The sequence below is a fragment of the Falsiroseomonas sp. HC035 genome (assembly GCF_050563525.1).
GTDB lineage: Bacteria > Pseudomonadota > Alphaproteobacteria > Acetobacterales > Acetobacteraceae > Falsiroseomonas.
In genome coordinates this window covers 262,931-277,276 of sequence record NZ_JBNXUN010000003.1, presented here as the reverse complement: position 1 = coordinate 277,276, position 14,346 = coordinate 262,931, and the positions used below count along the sequence as shown (strand labels likewise).

Sequence of the window (14,346 nt, the reverse complement as noted above, 5' to 3'; positions counted from 1 at the left end):
TGTCAGTCCTTGCGCGCCATCCAATCGGCGGCGGAGACCCGCTTCACCTCCATCCGGTCGCTGGTCCGCGTGTACCAGCCGGCACCATGCAGGCGACCCACAAGCCCGAGCGCCGGGCTGTCGATGTAGCATTTCACCGGGTCCATCACCGCGGCATCGGCGATGTGCATGGCCCGCACCTGGCCGATGACCATGCTGTGGGCGCCGATCGGCAGCGTCTGGAACAGCGTGCACTCCATCGCCACCGGGCTTTCCGCCAGGCGGGGCGGCCGCACCTTGGTGGAGGGGAGGGTGGTCAGCCCGGCCTGCGCCACCTCGTCCTCGCCGGGCGGGAAGTCGGCGGCGGTGACGTTCATCGCATCCAGCGCCGTCTCCGGCACCAGGCAGACGGTGAATTCGCCGGTGGCCGCGATGTTGGCCAGGGTGTCCTTGGCCGCACCGGTTGGCCGGTTGCCGACGCCGAGCGCAACGACCGGCGGGTCCGAGCCGAAGACGTTGAAGAAGGAATAGGGCGCGGCGTTCAGCACGCCCGCCGCATCCTGGGTCACCACCCAGGCGATTGGCCGCGGCACGACGGTGGAGACCAGCAACTTGTAGCGGCTGGACGCCGGCAGGGCATCGAGGTCGAACAGCATCGGCAGTCTCCGCGGGTCGCCGCGCTTAGTGCCGCCGGCGGCCGCCCCTGTCGAGGGCTGGGCCTCTCAGCATTGCCGCCCCTTCGGCACCTGCATCGATCGAAGCTCGCCCTCCGCCACCAACTCCGCCGATTCGGCGAGTGCGGCGGTCAGTGGCAGGCCGAGGTGCCGCGCGACCTGTCCCAGCCGGGCGCCGCAGGTGCGCAACGTCTCCAGCGACGTATCGGCCCGGCGCGGCTCGCCGCCTGGCCTCTCCCCGTCCGGGTCCAGCAGGTCGAACACGAAAGTGCGGCTGCCGTCGTCATGCTGCGTGATCAGTGGGGTCTCCCGCAGCAGCGCAGCCAGCAGGTCCTGGTCCGGGATGGTTTCGAGCCGGCCCCTGCGGTCATGGATGAACAGGGTGATCCGTGCGACCTCGCTCATTTTGGTTCCTGCCTGCTGGCGCCCTGGGCGCTTCGGCCCCGCCATGAGGCGGCCGGTCACCGAAGATAACTATTTCGTTACGAAACTACCCAGGATTGAACCATTAAGCAAACGAATCCCGTGAGGGGTCAGCCCACGGCATCCGGCGCCTTCTTCCCGTGCAGAAGCACCGCATCGACATTGCTCAGGGCGCGCTGGCCCATGGCGTCCCGGGTCTCAAGCGTTGCGCTGCCCAGATGCGGCAGCAACGCCACATTCGCGAGGCCCAGATAGCCCGGAAACAGCTTTGGTTCGCCATCATAGACATCGAGGCCGGCGGCGCGGATGTGGTCGGAGCTCAGCGCCGCGACCAGCGCCGCATCATCCACCGAGCCGCCGCGACCGGTGTTGATGACGATCGAGCCCGGCCGCATCCAGGAGAGGCGTTCGGCATTCAGCCAGCGCCGCGTCGCCTCGCCGCCCGGCATGTGCATGGACAGGATATCGATGGAGGACAGGAAGTCGCGCTCCTCCGCATGGAAGATCGCGCCCTGTTCCAGGTCCGGCGGCACGCGGTTCAGGTCGCGGTAGTGGATTTCCATGCGGAAGCCGCGCGCCATGGCGGCCAGCTCCCGCCCGATGCGCCCGAAGCCGGCGATGCCGAGGCGCTTGCCCTCCAGCGTCACCCCCATCAACTGCGTGGGCGCCCAGCCGTCCCATTTGCCGGCGCGGACCATGCGCTCGCCCTCTCCGGCGCGGCGGGCGGCCATCAGCATCAGGGTGAAGGCGCATTCGGCGGTCGCGAAGGACAGCACCTCCGGGGTGTTCGCCACGGTGATGCCGCGCGCCTTGGCCGCGGGAACGTCGATATGGTCGGTGCCGACGGAGAAGGTGGCGATGATCTTCACGCTGTCCGGCAAGGCGCCAATGGTGCCGGCGTTCATCGGGTCGCCTGCGGCGCACAGGATGCCGGCGGCACCAGCCTCCGCCGCCCGGCGCGCAATCTCGGTGCCCTCGCGGTACCAGGGCTCGTCGGCGCTGTTCAGGCGGGCATCGTAGTCGCGCGCGGCGCGGGCCTCGATGGCATCCGGCAGGCGGCGGGTCAGCAGCAGGACGGGTTTCGGCATGGCTTTGTCTTCCCGGGCGTCGTTCGGGCTTTGGTAGCAGGAAGCGCCCGGCTTGCCAGCCGGGCCGCTCGGTTGCAGGTTCCCCGCCGGATTGCCGCAAGGAATGAAAACATGGATCTGGGTCTCAAGGGCCGCCGCGCCCTGGTGATGGGCGCCTCCAAGGGCCTCGGCCGGTCGATCGCCGATGCGCTGGCGGCCGAGGGCGCGACCCTTGCCATCAGCGGCCGCGACCAGGCGAGCCTCGACAAGGCGGCGGCGGAACTGCGGGCGGCCGGTGCGGCGGCGGCCACCGGCCTGGTGGCCGATGTCGCGCAGGGCGAGCAGATGGACCGCCTGGCCGATGCCGCGATCGCGGCGATGGGCGGCGTCGACATCCTGGTGCTGAACCACGGCGGCCCGCCGCCCTGCATCGCCTCCGAGATCACGGACGCTTCGCTGCACACCTGGTTCGAGCAGATCGTGGCCTCCCCCATCCGCATCGCCAACCGGCTGATCCCGGCGATGCGCAAGCAGGGTTTCGGGCGCGTCATCGTGGTCGGCAGCACCGGCATGCAGCATCCGATCCCGAACCTCGCTCTGTCCAACACCCTGCGCGCCGCGATCTGGGGCTGGCTCAAGACCTATGCGGGGGAGGCGGCGAAGGACGGCGTGACCATGAACGTGCTGGCCCCCGGCAGCATCATGACCGACCGCATCGTGCAGAACGCGGCTTCCCGCGCCGCCAAGGCCGGCACCACGCCGGAGGATGAGATGGCGCGCATGTCGGACGAAATTCCGGCCGGGCGCATCGGCACGACGGAGGAGTTCGGCCCGATGGGCGCCTTCCTTGCCAGCGACCGCGCCGCCTACATCACCGGCTCCATGATCCGCGTCGATGGCGGCCGCGTCCGCAGCATGCTCTGAGGGAAACACACCGATGCTGCCGAACCTGACGCCGGATGTGGCGCTCGCCGAGAGGCTGTTCGACGAGTTGCGCGTGGCAAGCTTCGACGGCGTCGGCATCACCCGCGATGCCTATGGCGCGGGCGAGCGACGCGCGCATGAGATCGTGCGCGCGGCGGCGGAGGGCATCGGGCTGGACTGCCAGGTGGACCCCATTGGCAACCTGCTGATGACCCTGCCGGGCAGCGACCGCGCGCAGAAGCGCGTGCTGCTCGGCAGTCACCTCGACAGCGTCGCGGAGGGCGGCAACTTCGATGGCGCCGCCGGCGTGCTGGTGGGCCTCGCTGCCCTGTCCGGCATGAAGCGCGCCGGCTTCGTGCCGGGGCGGGATGTGACGGTGGTGGCGGTGCGGGCGGAGGAGGCCGGAAGCTGGTTCCCCATCTCCTACCCCGGCTCGCGCGGCGCACTCGGCCTGCTGAAGCCCGAGGAGCTTGGGGTAAAGCGCCAGGACAACGGCCGCTCGCTGGCCGACCACATGCGGGAGGAGGGGTTCGACCCCGGCTTCGTGGAACGTGGCGGGCGCACCTTCTCCAAGGACGACACGGCGGCGTTCCTCGAATTGCACATTGAGCAGGGGCCGGTGCTGGAAGGGCAGGGGGCGCCTGTCGGCATCGTCACCGGCATTCCGGGCAGCCGCCGGCTGCGCGGCGCGCGCGTGCTGGGCGAGTACAACCATTCCGGCGCCACGCCCCGCAAGTACCGGCGCGACGCGGCGATCGCGCTGGCGGAGCTGGCGCATCGCGTCGATGACCGCTGGGTGGAGCTGGAGGCGCGCGGCCACGTGCTGGTCGTCACCTTCTGCGTCATGGGCACGACGGAAGACGCCGGCTTCACCAAGATCGCCGGCGAGGCGCGCTTCCAGCTCGACGTCCGCAGCGTGAACCCGCGCAGTTGCGACCTGCTGATGGAGACGCTGTACGAGGCGGTGCCCGAGATCGAGGCGCGCCGCGGCGTGCGCTTCGAACTGGGCGCGGAGACCACCAGCCGCGCCGCGCCGATGGATGCCGGCATCCAGGCGGGGCTGGCGAACGCCGCCGATGCGCTGGGCATCCGCCACCTGTCGATGGCAAGCGGCGCGGGGCATGACGCGGCGGCCTTCGCCATGGCGGGCATCCCGGCCGGGATGATCTTCGTCCGCAACCAGAATGGCAGCCACAATCCGAAGGAAGCGATGCGGATGGAAGATTTTGCCGAGGCCTGTGCGGTGGTGACGCGTTGGGCGAGCATGTCCTCGTCACAATGAGCGAGTTGGTCTGGATATCACTAGTTAGTTCATTTGCTGGCGCGGCGGCGTTCTACCTGCTTCAGGCTGCGCTGAACATTTGGCTGCGGCCAGTCCTGGTTGTTGAGGTTTCGCAGAACGGCGGTTTTCGTGTCGAGCGTTTGGTCAACGTTGATGGAGGCACCATGCCAAAATCTCAGCGACCGGGCGTGTGGCTACGAGTTCGTGTCGTCAACCGAGGGCGAAGCGTCTCTCGCGGTGTCCGCGTGTTTATGACTGATTTTGCCGACGCTGGAGACGCGCCGCTAGAACGGCTGGCAACGGACCCTGCCCCGCTCGATTGGGCACATTTACCGCGTGGTTCGGCAATCGACATCCCGCCCGGGCTGGGGTTCTTTGCTGACTTCGTATTGGCCGTTGGATACCCGTCGTGGGTTGAATCTGAACTCAGGTCGGGATCGCGCATTCCAGAATTCGAGAGACTTTTACTCAGCCGCAGTCCGATCCGCTGTGCCTTTACCCCGACTCATCAAAGTGGCCTGGGTGAAATGAAAATTGCCTGCCTTGAAGTCGGGGGCAATTTGAACGCCTTTCAATGGAGGCATTAACCAGCAACATGTCTGAATTGAGCAAAGCAGCCCGCCTCGCCGTCGATATCGGCGGCACCTTCACCGATGTGGCCGTCGAGCGTGCCGGCGAGGACGGTACCGAGCGCTGGACCGGCAAGGTTCTCACGACGCCGCACGCGCCGGAACTCGGCGTGCTGGAGGGCGTGCGCGTGGTGCTGGAACGTGCCGCGCTGACGCCCGCCGATATCGAGTTGGTCATCCACGGCACCACGCTGGCCACCAACGCCATCATCGAGCGCAAGGGCGCCCGCACCGCGCTGCTGACGACGGACGGCTTCCGGGACGTGCTCGCGCTGGGGAACGAGTCCCGCTACGACCAGTACGACCTGAACATCGATCTCGCCCAGCCGCTGATCCCGCGCCGCTGGCGGCTGACGGTGCCGGAGCGGCTGGACAATGAGGGCCATGTGCTGCTGGCGCTCGACGAAGCGGCGGTGCGCGCCCAGGTCGAGACCCTGCGTGCCGAGGGCATCGAAAGCCTCGCCATCGGCTTCCTGCATGCCTTCGTGAACCCGGCGCATGAACGCCGCGCCGCGGCCATCGTGCACGAGATGTGGCCGGACCTTCCCATCTCGCTGTCCTCCGAGGTGTCGCCTGAGATGCGGGAGTGGGAGCGGTTTTCCACCACCGCCGCCAACGCCTATGTCCAGCCGCTGATGGCGAGCTACCTGCGGCGCCTGGAAGCCGGGTTGAAGGAGGCCGGCTTCACCTGCCCGCTGTTCATGATGCTGTCCGGCGGCGGCCTGACCACGCTCGACACCGCCGCGCGCTTCCCGATCCGCCTGGTGGAATCCGGCCCCGCCGGCGGCGCGATCTTCTCGGCGCATGTCGCGAAGCAGCGCGGCTGGTCGAAGGTGCTGTCCTTCGACATGGGCGGCACCACGGCGAAGGTCTGCCTGATCGACGATTTCGCGCCGCAGGCCAGCCGCACCTTCGAGGTGGCCCGCGTCGGCCGCTTCAAGAAGGGCTCTGGCCTGCCGCTGCGCATCCCCGTGATCGAGATGGTGGAGATCGGCGCCGGCGGCGGCTCCATCGCCCATCTCGATGCGCTGGGCCGCATCCAGGTCGGGCCGGAAAGCGCCGGCGCGGACCCGGGACCGGTCTGCTACGGCCGCGGCGGCGACAAGCCGGCGGTGACTGATGCGAATTTGGCGCTTGGCCGCTATGAGCCGGACCTGTTCGCCGGCGGCGCCTTGAAGCTGCATGTGCAGCCGGCGCTGGATGCGCTGGATGCGCATGTCGGCCGCAAGCTGGGGCTGGCGCCGGAGATGGCGGGGCTCGGCGTGGTGGAGATGGTGGACGAGAACATGGCGAACGCCGCGCGCGTGCATGCCATCGAATCCGGCAAGGGCTATGGCGGCCGCGGCATCATCGCGTTTGGCGGCGGCGGGCCGGTGCATGGCTATCGCGTCGCCGAGAAGATCGGTGTCGATCGTGTGCTGGTGCCGAGCGGCGCCGGCGTCGGCTCCGCCATCGGCTTCCTGCGCGCGCCGGTGGGGTATGAGGTGGTGAAGTCGCTGTACCAGCGTTTTCGCACCTTCGACGTGGCGGCTGTCAATGCGCTGCTGGCGGAGATGTCGGCCGAGGCGTCCCGCGTTGTCGCCGAAGGCGCCTTCGGCGCGCCGACGCAGGAACACCGCCTGGCCTTCATGCGCTACGTCGGCCAGGGCCACGAGATCAACGTGGCGCTGCCCGCGCGGGCGCTGACCGAGGCCGACATTCCCGAAATCCGCTCTGCCTACGACGCCGAATACACCCGCTTCTATGACCGCCCCGTGCCCGGCAGCGACGTTGAAATCCTGTCCTTCGCCGTCACCGTCGCGACCATCGCGGAACCGGTCGAACCCGTGGCGCCCGTGGCCGACACGCCGGCCCCCGCGCCGATCCGCATGCAGCGCGTGCGCGACACGGCGACCGGGCAGGTGGCGGATTGGCAGGTCTATGACCGTGCCCAAATGCCCGCCGGGTCCGCCGTGCCCGGTCCCTGCATCGTGGCGGAGGCGGAGACCAGCACGCTGGTCGGGCCGGGCTGGTCCTGCCGGGTGGACGGGCTGCGCTATCTGGAACTGACTCGCGGTGGCTGAACTACAGCTCCACCTCGTCACCCTCGACGAAGATGGTGCCGGATGGCGGCAGGGATCGCGTGGCGCTGTCGGTATCCAGCCCCAGCCGCGTCATCTCGGCCTCCGTCAGGCGGCGGAACTCGACGCCGGCCTCGCGGAAGATCTCGATCGACAGCAGCCCGGCCTTGTCCCACTTCGATGCGGTGCCGAGGCGGGGTTCGGCGGCGATCACGCGCTTGACGCCGGCCTGGATCAGCAGCGTCGCGCACATGCTGCAGACCGGCTTGCCGACCACATAGGCGTCGCAGTCCCGCGCCTCCTTCCCCGCGAAGATCAGCGCGTTCTGCTCGGCGTGGATGGTCATGGTCAGCTTGAGCTTCTGGTCCTCCAGCCGCCGCACGTCATCCTCGACGTTGGAGGGGAAGCCATTGAAGCCGACGGCGATCAGCCGGCCGAGCTTGGGATTGACGATGGCGGCGCCGACCTTGGCGCGCGGGTCCTTGGACCATTCGCCGACCAGCTTCGCCAGGTCGAGGTAGCGGGCATCCCACTTCTCCTGGCTTTTCCGCCGTGTTGCCGCGCTGACTTTGGTCCGGGCCATTCCTACGCACCGCAAGTCTCTGAATATCAAGCCTAGATGGGGATCGCATGAGCACGCAAGCCGCCAGCGCGCTGGAGAAGATCCAGCAGCAGATCCAGTGGAACCGCCTGATCGCGGTGGTGGAGGAACAAGCTCAGATCATGATCCGCACCGCCTTCTCCACCACGGTGCGGGAAGCTGGCGACCTGTCCGCCGGCGTTTTCGACCTGCATGGCCGGATGCTGGCGCAGGCGGTGACGGGCACGCCGGGCCATGTGAATTCCATGATGGAATCAGTCGGCCACTTCCTGGCAAAATTCCCGGCCGAGACGATGAAGCCGGGCGACCACTACATCACCAACGACCCCTGGCTCGGCACCGGCCACCTGCACGATTTGACGGTGGTGACGCCCGCCTTCAGCGGCGGGAAGATCGTCGGCCTGTTCGCCAACACGGCGCATGTCATTGATGTCGGCGGCCTCGGCATGGGGCCCGAAGGGCGCAGCGTCTTTGAGGAGGGGCTCTATATCCCCATCGTGAAGTGTTTCGACCAGGGCGCGCCGAACGAGACCTTTTTCGACTTCCTGCGCATGGGATCGCGTACGCCGGTGGAGCTGGAGGGCGATGTCTATTCGCTGTGCGCCTGCAACGATGCCGGCGCCAAGCGCCTGGCGGAGATGCTGGCCGAATTCGGCATGGACAGCCTGGACCCCCTGGCCACCTACATCTTCGACAGCTCGCTGAAGGCGACGCTGGAGGAAATCGCAAACCTGCCCAAGGGGATCTACCGCAGCCAGATCACCTCCGATGGCTACGAGGCACCGGTCACGCTGAAGGCCGCGATGACGGTGCAGGCTGATCGCATCGTGGTGGACTATTCCGGCACCTCCGGCCTGTCCGGGCGCGGCATCAACGTGCCGGCGGCCTATTGCCGCGCCTATGCCTGCTTCGGCATCAAATGCGTCGTGGCGCCGGAGATCCCGAACAACTGGGCCTCGCTGGCGCCTTTCCACATGGAGATTCCCGAGGGCTGCATCCTGAACGCACCGCGGCCCTATCCGGTCTCGGTGCGGCATGTGGTGGGACAGTTGCTGCCGGACCTGATGATGGGCTGCCTGCACCAGGCGGTGCCGGACCGGGTGAATGCGGAAGGCTCCTCGGCCTTATGGAACCCGCCGCTGCGCGGCGGCGCGCAGGTCTCCGGCGCGGCTGCGGAACTGCCGGATTTCGAGATCATCACCTTCAACTCCGGCGGCACCGGCGCGCGTCCCACCAAGGATGGCCTGGACGGCACCGCGTTTCCCTCCGGCGTGCGGACCATGCCGGTGGAGGCGACGGAGAATGTCGCGCCGGTGATCTTCTGGCAGAACCAGCTCCGCCCGGATTCGGCCGGCGCCGGCCGCACCCGCGGCGGCTTCGGCAAGGTCATGGAAATCGGCACCAAGGGCGAGGCAGAATTCGCCGTCAACGCCATCTTCGACCGCGTCGCCAACGCGCCGAAGGGCCGCGACGGCGGCGGGGAGGGGGCGCCCGGCTGGGTCGGCCACACCGATGGCACCACCATCCGCACCAAGGGTTTCCAGGTGATCCCGAAGGGCAAGCGGCTGCTGCTGAAGCTGCCGGGCGGTGGCGGCATGGGCGATGCGGCGGCGCGCGACCCGGCGCTGGTCGCGCGCGACGTGGCGGATGGGCTGGTCAGCCCGGAGCAGGCGAAGGCGCTCTACCGCGCAGGATAGGCCTTCTCCGGTCGCGGATTGCTGCTAAAGCACATCATTGCGCCATGGCTCGATGATGCTGGCGCGGGAAGGAAGTGCCGTCGATGCCGGTCTGTCCAAAGGCGACCATGGACGAGTTCCTTCTACGGCTCCGCGCGGTGAACGCGACGCTCGACCGCGGCCTGAGCGCCTCGGTCTTCGGCAAGAGCTCACTGCAGCCACTGGTGGCGCTGCTGAAGACGACAGGTTGCACGCCGCTTGGAATCTACCGGGCGATCGCGGCGCTGGAGCCGGCGAGCGTGGACAAGTACCGCGACGGCTTGTCCTTTCTGCTGCGCAGTTTTCCCGGCCTGAGCGGTACCGGTATCCAACTCGACGATCTGCGCAGCCAGCCGATTCCGCAGGTCCAGGCGGCACTCTACACCAAGTCTATCACGCCAGCCGATTTCAACCCGGACAACCGCCGGGGGCAGGGCATCTTCGTGAAGCCGCCCTCGACTTCCATGGGTCGTTCCATCGTCAAATACCTGCTGGCCAACCCGGCGGATGCCGGACTGCTGATGATCCACCTGGGAAGCGCCGATTCTGCCGGGCTGGATGAGAGCTTCAATGGGCGAACCTCGCTGCAATACATGACCTCGGTGCTGCGCGTGGCCCGGATGCTGGGCTGCCCCATCACCGCCCTGTCGATGGCCAAGGCGGGCGAGGAGCACCTGTGTCCGGTTCTGCTGACCGAGTTCATGCAGGTTCCGAAGACCCGCCGGCTGGTGATCCACGAGCCTGCGTTCCACACGGCGACCAACCAGCCTGCCATGCTGGCCTTCCTGCGCAGCCGGCCCCGCGTCATCGTGATGGGGTTCGACGCGACAATCTGCGTCTTTGCCAATGTCTTCGGGTCGGAGGAGAAAATGAGCGAGCATGACGCGACCTTCCGCCCGCCGCTGATCAACTTCGCTGACGTCGTCATGTCCCGCGCCACGCTGGCCTGCAAGGGGCCGCTCAACGCCAAGACACAGACCTTCGGCAAGGCGGAGTACGGGCCGCTCTTCATGCTCGGCCCGAACTGAGCCGGCGCGCTTTCAGCCGTTTCCATGGCAAGGGCGCGCCTCGCCTCCATCTTGCGCGGCGGCGTCGGCGCAGCAGATGCAGGCCATGAAGTCCTGCACCGGTCGTCGCGCCTTGCTGGGGATGAGCCTCGCCAGCATTGCGAACCCTGCCCTCCTCCAGGCGCAGCCGCAACGCCCGCCACTGCAACTCGAACGGTTCGCCGACACGCCCGGCCTGCGCGCGCTGATCGTGGCCCAGAACGGCATCCCGGTTGCGGAGCGCGTGTTCCGCGGCGGCGGGCTGGACCGGCCGACGAACATCAAGTCAGCGTCCAAGACCCTTCTTGCCATGCTGGCCGGCATCGCCATCGAGCGCGGCGTGCTGACCGGGCTGGACCAGCGCATCGCCCCCATCCTCGGTAGCCGCATTCCGCGCGACGCGCCGCCGGAGGTCCGCGACATCACGCTTCGCCATCTGCTGTCCATGCGGGCGGGGCTGGAGCCGACCTCCGGCGCCAATTACGGCGCCTGGGTCGCCAGCCGGGACTGGCTGGCCTACGCCCTGTCACGGCCGATGGTGGATGAGCCGGGCGGGCGGATGCTGTACTCCACCGGCACCTCCCATATCCTGGCTGCGATCCTGGCCCGCGCCAGCCGTCGCAGTGTCCACGAACTGGCAACAGCCTGGCTCGGCACGCCGCTGGGCTTCACCGTGCCGGGCTGGACGCGGGACCCGCAAGGGCTGCATTTCGGCGGCAACGAGATGGCGCTGTCGCCGCGCGCCCTGCTGGCCTTCGGCGAGTGCTGCCGCAAGGGCGGGGTGCATGAGGGCCGCCGGGTGATCCCGGCCGATTTCCTGCGCCAGGCCTGGCAGCCGCAGGCGCGCTCGGCCTGGAGCGGGCAGATGTACGGCCTCGGCTGGTGGATCGCCGAGGCGCGTGGGCAACCGGTGTACTATGCCTGGGGCTATGGCGGGCAGATGCTGTACCTGCTGCCGGGGCTGGGGCTCACCGTGGTGATGACCTCCGACCCGGACGTGCCGCGGGTGCGCGGCCAGGTGCAGACCCGACACGCGCTGCTGACCGAATCGATCCTGCCGGCGTTCCTGGAAGGTGCCTAGTCGTCCGGCGCGCCCTTCGTCCGGTCGGTGACGCCGGGCGGGTCCGGGTAGAGGTCGGACGGGACCTTGGCCTCCGGGTTCCGGGTGGTGGAGCCCTGCTGCACCTTCGCTGCGGTGTCCTTGCTGGTTGGGTCGGCGCTGTTCATCCGCTCGCTGGCGCCGGTCGGCGCGGTCGGCTTGGCCATGGCTTGCTCCTGGGCTGGTCCGGTGGCAACGCCGAACGGCGCCCGAGGCTCCCTGGCGCGATGACGCCCGGCTTGGCATGATCGCGCAAAGCGATAGGGAACCCGGCCAGATGGCGCTCCGCTGCGACCTCATCATCCGTGACGCAACCTTGTTCGACGGCACCGGGGCACCGCGCCGCCTCGGCGATGTCGGGGTCAAGGGCGACCGCATTGCCGCCATCGGCGACCTCGGCGGCGCAACGGCGGACCGGGAGGTGATCGCCACCGGCCGCGCCGTGGCGCCCGGCTTCATCGATGCGCACACGCATGACGACCGCGCCGTGCTCTGCGGCCCGCAATGCACCACCTGCAAGACCAGCCAGGGCGTCACCACCGTGGTGGTCGGCTGCTGCGGCGTCTCGCTCTCCCCGGCGCGGTTCAAGCGCATGCCGCCGCCGCCGCTGGACCTGATCGGCGCCGAGGGCTGGTGGCGCTTCGCCGATTTCGGCGACTACGCGCATGCGCTGGCGAAGCAGGGCAGCGAGGTCAACACCTATGCCCTGGCCGGCCACCAGACCATGCGCGTGGAGGCGATGGACGGGGACGTGTATCGCCCGGCCAATGACCGGGAAATCCACCACATGCACCAGCGGCTGAAGCAGGCGCTGGCGGAAGGCGCCTCCGGCTTCTCCACCGGCCTGTACTACGGCCCCAACATGCATGCGACGACGGAGGAGGTCATCGCGGTGGCGGAGGCGCTGAAGACCACCGGCGGCCTGTATTCCACCCATATGCGCGACGAGGCCGACAAGGTCCTGGGCTCGATCGAGGAGACCATGAAGATCGGCAAGCGGGCCGGCGTCGCGGTGCAGATCAGCCACCACAAATGCTCGCTGCCGGAGAATTTCGGCCGTTCCACCCAGACCCTGCCGCTGATCGCGGAATATGCCCGCACGCAGGAAGTCGCCTACGACGTCTATCCCTATCCGGCCGGGTCCACCGTGCTGATGCCGGACCGGCTGCGGGACGACGTGAAGGTGATGATCACCTGGTCCGTGCCGCACCCGGAGATGGCCGGCCGCTACCTGCACGAGATCGCCCGCGGCTGGAACAGCGACATCAAGGCGGCGGCGGAACGCCTGACGCCCGCCGGCCAGATCAGCTTCCAGATGGACGAGGAAGATGTGCGCCGGATCATGGCGCATCCGCTGTCCATGATCGGCTCCGACGGCATCCCGCACGACGCCCACCCGCATCCGCGCCTGTGGGGCACCTTTCCGCGCGTCCTCGGGCACTACGCGCGCGGCCTCGGCCTGTTCAGCATGGAGACCGCCATCCACAAGATGACCGGCCGCTGCGCGGAGGCCTATGGCATCGTGGACCGTGGCGTGCTGGCGGAGGGCGCCTATGCCGACCTCGTGCTGTTCGATCCGGCCACGGTCATCGACGCCGCCACCTTCGAGACGCCGACCCTGCCGAGCCTCGGCATCGAGGAGGTCTGGGCCAATGGCGTGCCCACCTTCCGCGCCGGCTACGGCGACAAGGGTGGGGCGACGGGCGAACGGCCTGGCCGCCTGGTGACGCGCCATCGCGCCTGAACCGACACGACCCCGCGCCTGGTACCAGGCGCCGCCGGCCAACGACGTGGCGCCGACCGAGCGCCGCGATCCGATCACGCGCACCGCGCGCAATGCGATGATCGCGGGGCTGCTGGTGCTCGGCGCGCTGGTGCTCGGCGCGCAGATGTTTAGCGGCGGCTGGGTCGTGCCGTTCGAGATGGCCAGCTACATCAAGGCCGGGCCACGCGCCGGGGCCGAGCGGTTGGAGCGCGACCTGCTGGAGGCGCACGGCCCCGGCAGCAGCGTCGGGCCGCTCTACGCCCAGTTGCAGCGCATGGGCTTCGAATGCCGCGGCGTCACGGCGGCCGGTGAAATTGAAACCTGCCGCTTCCGCGCCCGTCGCGGCGACAGCGAGGTGCTGACCGCGTTGGTGGAACTCGGCCATGACGGGCTGGTGGTGCGGGCCATCGCGGTGCGCATGGCTCTGTCGCGAAGCTGAGCTTTCATCAGGTCAGTGTTGCTGTCACGATCCAGGCATGGACTGGCTGCCGCTCCTCGGTTTCGCGATCGCTTCCTCGGTGACGCCGGGCCCCAATGTCCTGATGGTCGCCGCCGCCGCCGCGAGCCACGGGCTGCGGCGGGTGATGCCGCACATGCTGGGCATCACCTTCGGCTTCGGCGGCATGATCCTGCTGGTCGGGCTGGGTCTGGCCGGGCCGCTGCTGGCCAGCCGTATCCTGCACGAGGTGCTGCGCTGGGCGGGTGCGGCCTGGCTTCTGGTGCTGGCCTTGAGGATTGCCACCGCTCCGCCACCGCAGGCCCGCGCGGTGGGGGAGGCGGCCGGCGCGGACAAGCCGCCGCTGGGCTTTGTCGGTGGGGCGCTGTTCCAATGGGTCAACCCCAAGGCCTGGATGATCGCCGCTGCCGTGGTGCCCGCCTTCACCCGTCCGGGCGAGCCGATGCTGCCGCAGATCCTGGCCATCTCCCTGGTCTTCCTGCTGATCACCCTGCCTTGCCTGCTGGTCTGGGCCGGCATTGGCGTTTCCGCCGGGCGGCTGCTGCACAGCCCAGGGCGCCTGCGCGCCTTCAACGTCACCATGGCGGTGCTGCTGGTGGCGAGCCTGGTGCCCATGCTCCGGTAG

The 14,346-nt window shown here is 68.7% G+C and carries 15 protein-coding genes; 10 read left to right on the top strand and 5 right to left on the bottom strand.

Annotated features, from left to right (window positions below):
- Positions 1–2 precede the first annotated feature (2 nt).
- From ACLF3G_RS09020 to ACLF3G_RS09010, 3 genes are all read right to left on the bottom strand, one after another.
- Positions 3–635, bottom strand: a complete 633-nt coding sequence (locus tag ACLF3G_RS09020; RefSeq protein WP_430669028.1) for a flavin reductase family protein — start codon at positions 633–635, stop codon at positions 3–5.
- 66 nt (positions 636–701) lie between these two features.
- On the bottom strand, positions 702–1,058 hold the full coding sequence (locus ACLF3G_RS09015) for a hypothetical protein (protein WP_430669027.1): 357 nt from the start codon (positions 1,056–1,058) through the stop codon (positions 702–704).
- Positions 1,059–1,186: 128 nt separating this feature from the next.
- Positions 1,187–2,164, bottom strand: a complete 978-nt coding sequence (locus ACLF3G_RS09010) for a 2-hydroxyacid dehydrogenase (protein ID WP_430669026.1) — start codon at positions 2,162–2,164, stop codon at positions 1,187–1,189.
- A 111-nt stretch (positions 2,165–2,275) separates the two neighbouring features.
- Between ACLF3G_RS09010 and ACLF3G_RS09005 the strand changes: the two genes are divergently transcribed.
- Genes ACLF3G_RS09005 through ACLF3G_RS08990 form a run of 4 tightly spaced genes read left to right on the top strand, consistent with a single transcriptional unit; the run spans position 2,276 to position 7,041 of the window.
- Positions 2,276–3,067, top strand: a complete 792-nt coding sequence (locus ACLF3G_RS09005; RefSeq protein ID WP_430669025.1) for an SDR family oxidoreductase — start codon at positions 2,276–2,278, stop codon at positions 3,065–3,067.
- Positions 3,068–3,080: 13 nt separating this feature from the next.
- Positions 3,081–4,349: a Zn-dependent hydrolase gene (locus ACLF3G_RS09000; protein WP_430669024.1), complete on the top strand. Its 1,269-nt coding sequence runs from the start codon at positions 3,081–3,083 to the stop codon at positions 4,347–4,349.
- Positions 4,346–4,936, top strand: coding sequence for a hypothetical protein (locus ACLF3G_RS08995; protein ID WP_430669023.1), 591 nt, complete (start codon positions 4,346–4,348; stop codon positions 4,934–4,936). Before ACLF3G_RS09000 ends, ACLF3G_RS08995 begins: the two co-directional genes overlap by 4 nt.
- Before the next feature lie 17 nt (positions 4,937–4,953).
- On the top strand, positions 4,954–7,041 hold the full coding sequence (locus tag ACLF3G_RS08990; RefSeq protein ID WP_430669022.1) for a hydantoinase/oxoprolinase family protein: 2,088 nt from the start codon (positions 4,954–4,956) through the stop codon (positions 7,039–7,041).
- A 1-nt stretch (position 7,042) separates the two neighbouring features.
- Here the strand turns inward: ACLF3G_RS08990 and ACLF3G_RS08985 are convergent, their stop codons facing one another.
- Positions 7,043–7,621: a deoxycytidylate deaminase gene (locus tag ACLF3G_RS08985; RefSeq protein WP_430669021.1), complete on the bottom strand. Its 579-nt coding sequence runs from the start codon at positions 7,619–7,621 to the stop codon at positions 7,043–7,045.
- A gap of 47 nt (positions 7,622–7,668) precedes the next feature.
- Between ACLF3G_RS08985 and ACLF3G_RS08980 the strand changes: the two genes are divergently transcribed.
- The 3 genes from ACLF3G_RS08980 (at position 7,669) to ACLF3G_RS08970 (ending at position 11,481) form a co-directional block, all read left to right on the top strand.
- Positions 7,669–9,336 carry a hydantoinase B/oxoprolinase family protein gene (locus ACLF3G_RS08980; protein WP_430669020.1) on the top strand — a complete coding sequence of 556 codons (1,668 nt, stop codon included), beginning with the start codon at positions 7,669–7,671 and terminating at the stop codon, positions 9,334–9,336.
- Between the two features lie 107 nt (positions 9,337–9,443).
- Positions 9,444–10,382: a hypothetical protein gene (locus ACLF3G_RS08975; RefSeq protein ID WP_430669019.1), complete on the top strand. Its 939-nt coding sequence runs from the start codon at positions 9,444–9,446 to the stop codon at positions 10,380–10,382.
- An 85-nt stretch (positions 10,383–10,467) separates the two neighbouring features.
- A complete protein-coding gene (locus tag ACLF3G_RS08970; RefSeq protein ID WP_430669018.1) occupies positions 10,468–11,481 on the top strand; it encodes a serine hydrolase domain-containing protein in 1,014 nt (337 codons plus the stop codon).
- Here the strand turns inward: ACLF3G_RS08970 and ACLF3G_RS08965 are convergent.
- Entirely contained in the window at positions 11,478–11,666 is a 189-nt protein-coding gene (locus ACLF3G_RS08965; RefSeq protein WP_430669017.1) for a hypothetical protein, read from the bottom strand. The two genes, ACLF3G_RS08970 and ACLF3G_RS08965, sit on opposite strands and share 4 nt — an antisense overlap.
- A 110-nt stretch (positions 11,667–11,776) precedes the next feature.
- Between ACLF3G_RS08965 and ACLF3G_RS08960 the strand changes: the two genes are divergently transcribed.
- The 3 genes from ACLF3G_RS08960 to ACLF3G_RS08950 are packed head-to-tail and all read left to right on the top strand — an operon-like array spanning position 11,777 to position 14,346.
- The gene (locus ACLF3G_RS08960; RefSeq protein ID WP_430669016.1) at positions 11,777–13,243 is read left to right on the top strand and encodes an N-acyl-D-amino-acid deacylase family protein; all 1,467 of its coding nucleotides are present in this window, start codon (positions 11,777–11,779) and stop codon (positions 13,241–13,243) included.
- 46 nt (positions 13,244–13,289) lie between these two features.
- Positions 13,290–13,703 carry a hypothetical protein gene (locus ACLF3G_RS08955; RefSeq protein WP_430669015.1) on the top strand — a complete coding sequence of 138 codons (414 nt, stop codon included), beginning with the start codon at positions 13,290–13,292 and terminating at the stop codon, positions 13,701–13,703.
- Positions 13,704–13,740: 37 nt separating this feature from the next.
- On the top strand, positions 13,741–14,346 hold the full coding sequence (locus ACLF3G_RS08950) for a LysE family translocator (RefSeq protein WP_430669014.1): 606 nt from the start codon (positions 13,741–13,743) through the stop codon (positions 14,344–14,346).

What these genes read in the sequence shown, in the direction of transcription:
- ACLF3G_RS09005 (WP_430669025.1), top strand. Translation starts at nt 2,276, where the DNA reads ATGGATCTGGGTCTCAAGGGCCGCCGCGCCCTGGTGATGGGCGCCTCC.
- ACLF3G_RS08980 (WP_430669020.1), top strand. Translation starts at nt 7,669, where the DNA reads ATGAGCACGCAAGCCGCCAGCGCGCTGGAGAAGATCCAGCAGCAGATC.
- ACLF3G_RS08970 (WP_430669018.1), top strand. Translation starts at nt 10,468, where the DNA reads ATGAAGTCCTGCACCGGTCGTCGCGCCTTGCTGGGGATGAGCCTCGCC.
- ACLF3G_RS09015 (WP_430669027.1), bottom strand. Translation starts at nt 1,058, where the DNA reads ATGAGCGAGGTCGCACGGATCACCCTGTTCATCCATGACCGCAGGGGC.
- ACLF3G_RS08985 (WP_430669021.1), bottom strand. Translation starts at nt 7,621, where the DNA reads ATGGCCCGGACCAAAGTCAGCGCGGCAACACGGCGGAAAAGCCAGGAG.
- ACLF3G_RS09010 (WP_430669026.1), bottom strand. Translation starts at nt 2,164, where the DNA reads ATGCCGAAACCCGTCCTGCTGCTGACCCGCCGCCTGCCGGATGCCATC.
- ACLF3G_RS09000 (WP_430669024.1), top strand. Translation starts at nt 3,081, where the DNA reads ATGCTGCCGAACCTGACGCCGGATGTGGCGCTCGCCGAGAGGCTGTTC.
- ACLF3G_RS08975 (WP_430669019.1), top strand. Translation starts at nt 9,444, where the DNA reads ATGGACGAGTTCCTTCTACGGCTCCGCGCGGTGAACGCGACGCTCGAC.
- ACLF3G_RS08950 (WP_430669014.1), top strand. Translation starts at nt 13,741, where the DNA reads ATGGACTGGCTGCCGCTCCTCGGTTTCGCGATCGCTTCCTCGGTGACG.
- ACLF3G_RS08960 (WP_430669016.1), top strand. Translation starts at nt 11,777, where the DNA reads ATGGCGCTCCGCTGCGACCTCATCATCCGTGACGCAACCTTGTTCGAC.
- ACLF3G_RS08965 (WP_430669017.1), bottom strand. Translation starts at nt 11,666, where the DNA reads ATGGCCAAGCCGACCGCGCCGACCGGCGCCAGCGAGCGGATGAACAGC.
- ACLF3G_RS09020 (WP_430669028.1), bottom strand. Translation starts at nt 635, where the DNA reads ATGCTGTTCGACCTCGATGCCCTGCCGGCGTCCAGCCGCTACAAGTTG.
- ACLF3G_RS08995 (WP_430669023.1), top strand. Translation starts at nt 4,346, where the DNA reads ATGAGCGAGTTGGTCTGGATATCACTAGTTAGTTCATTTGCTGGCGCG.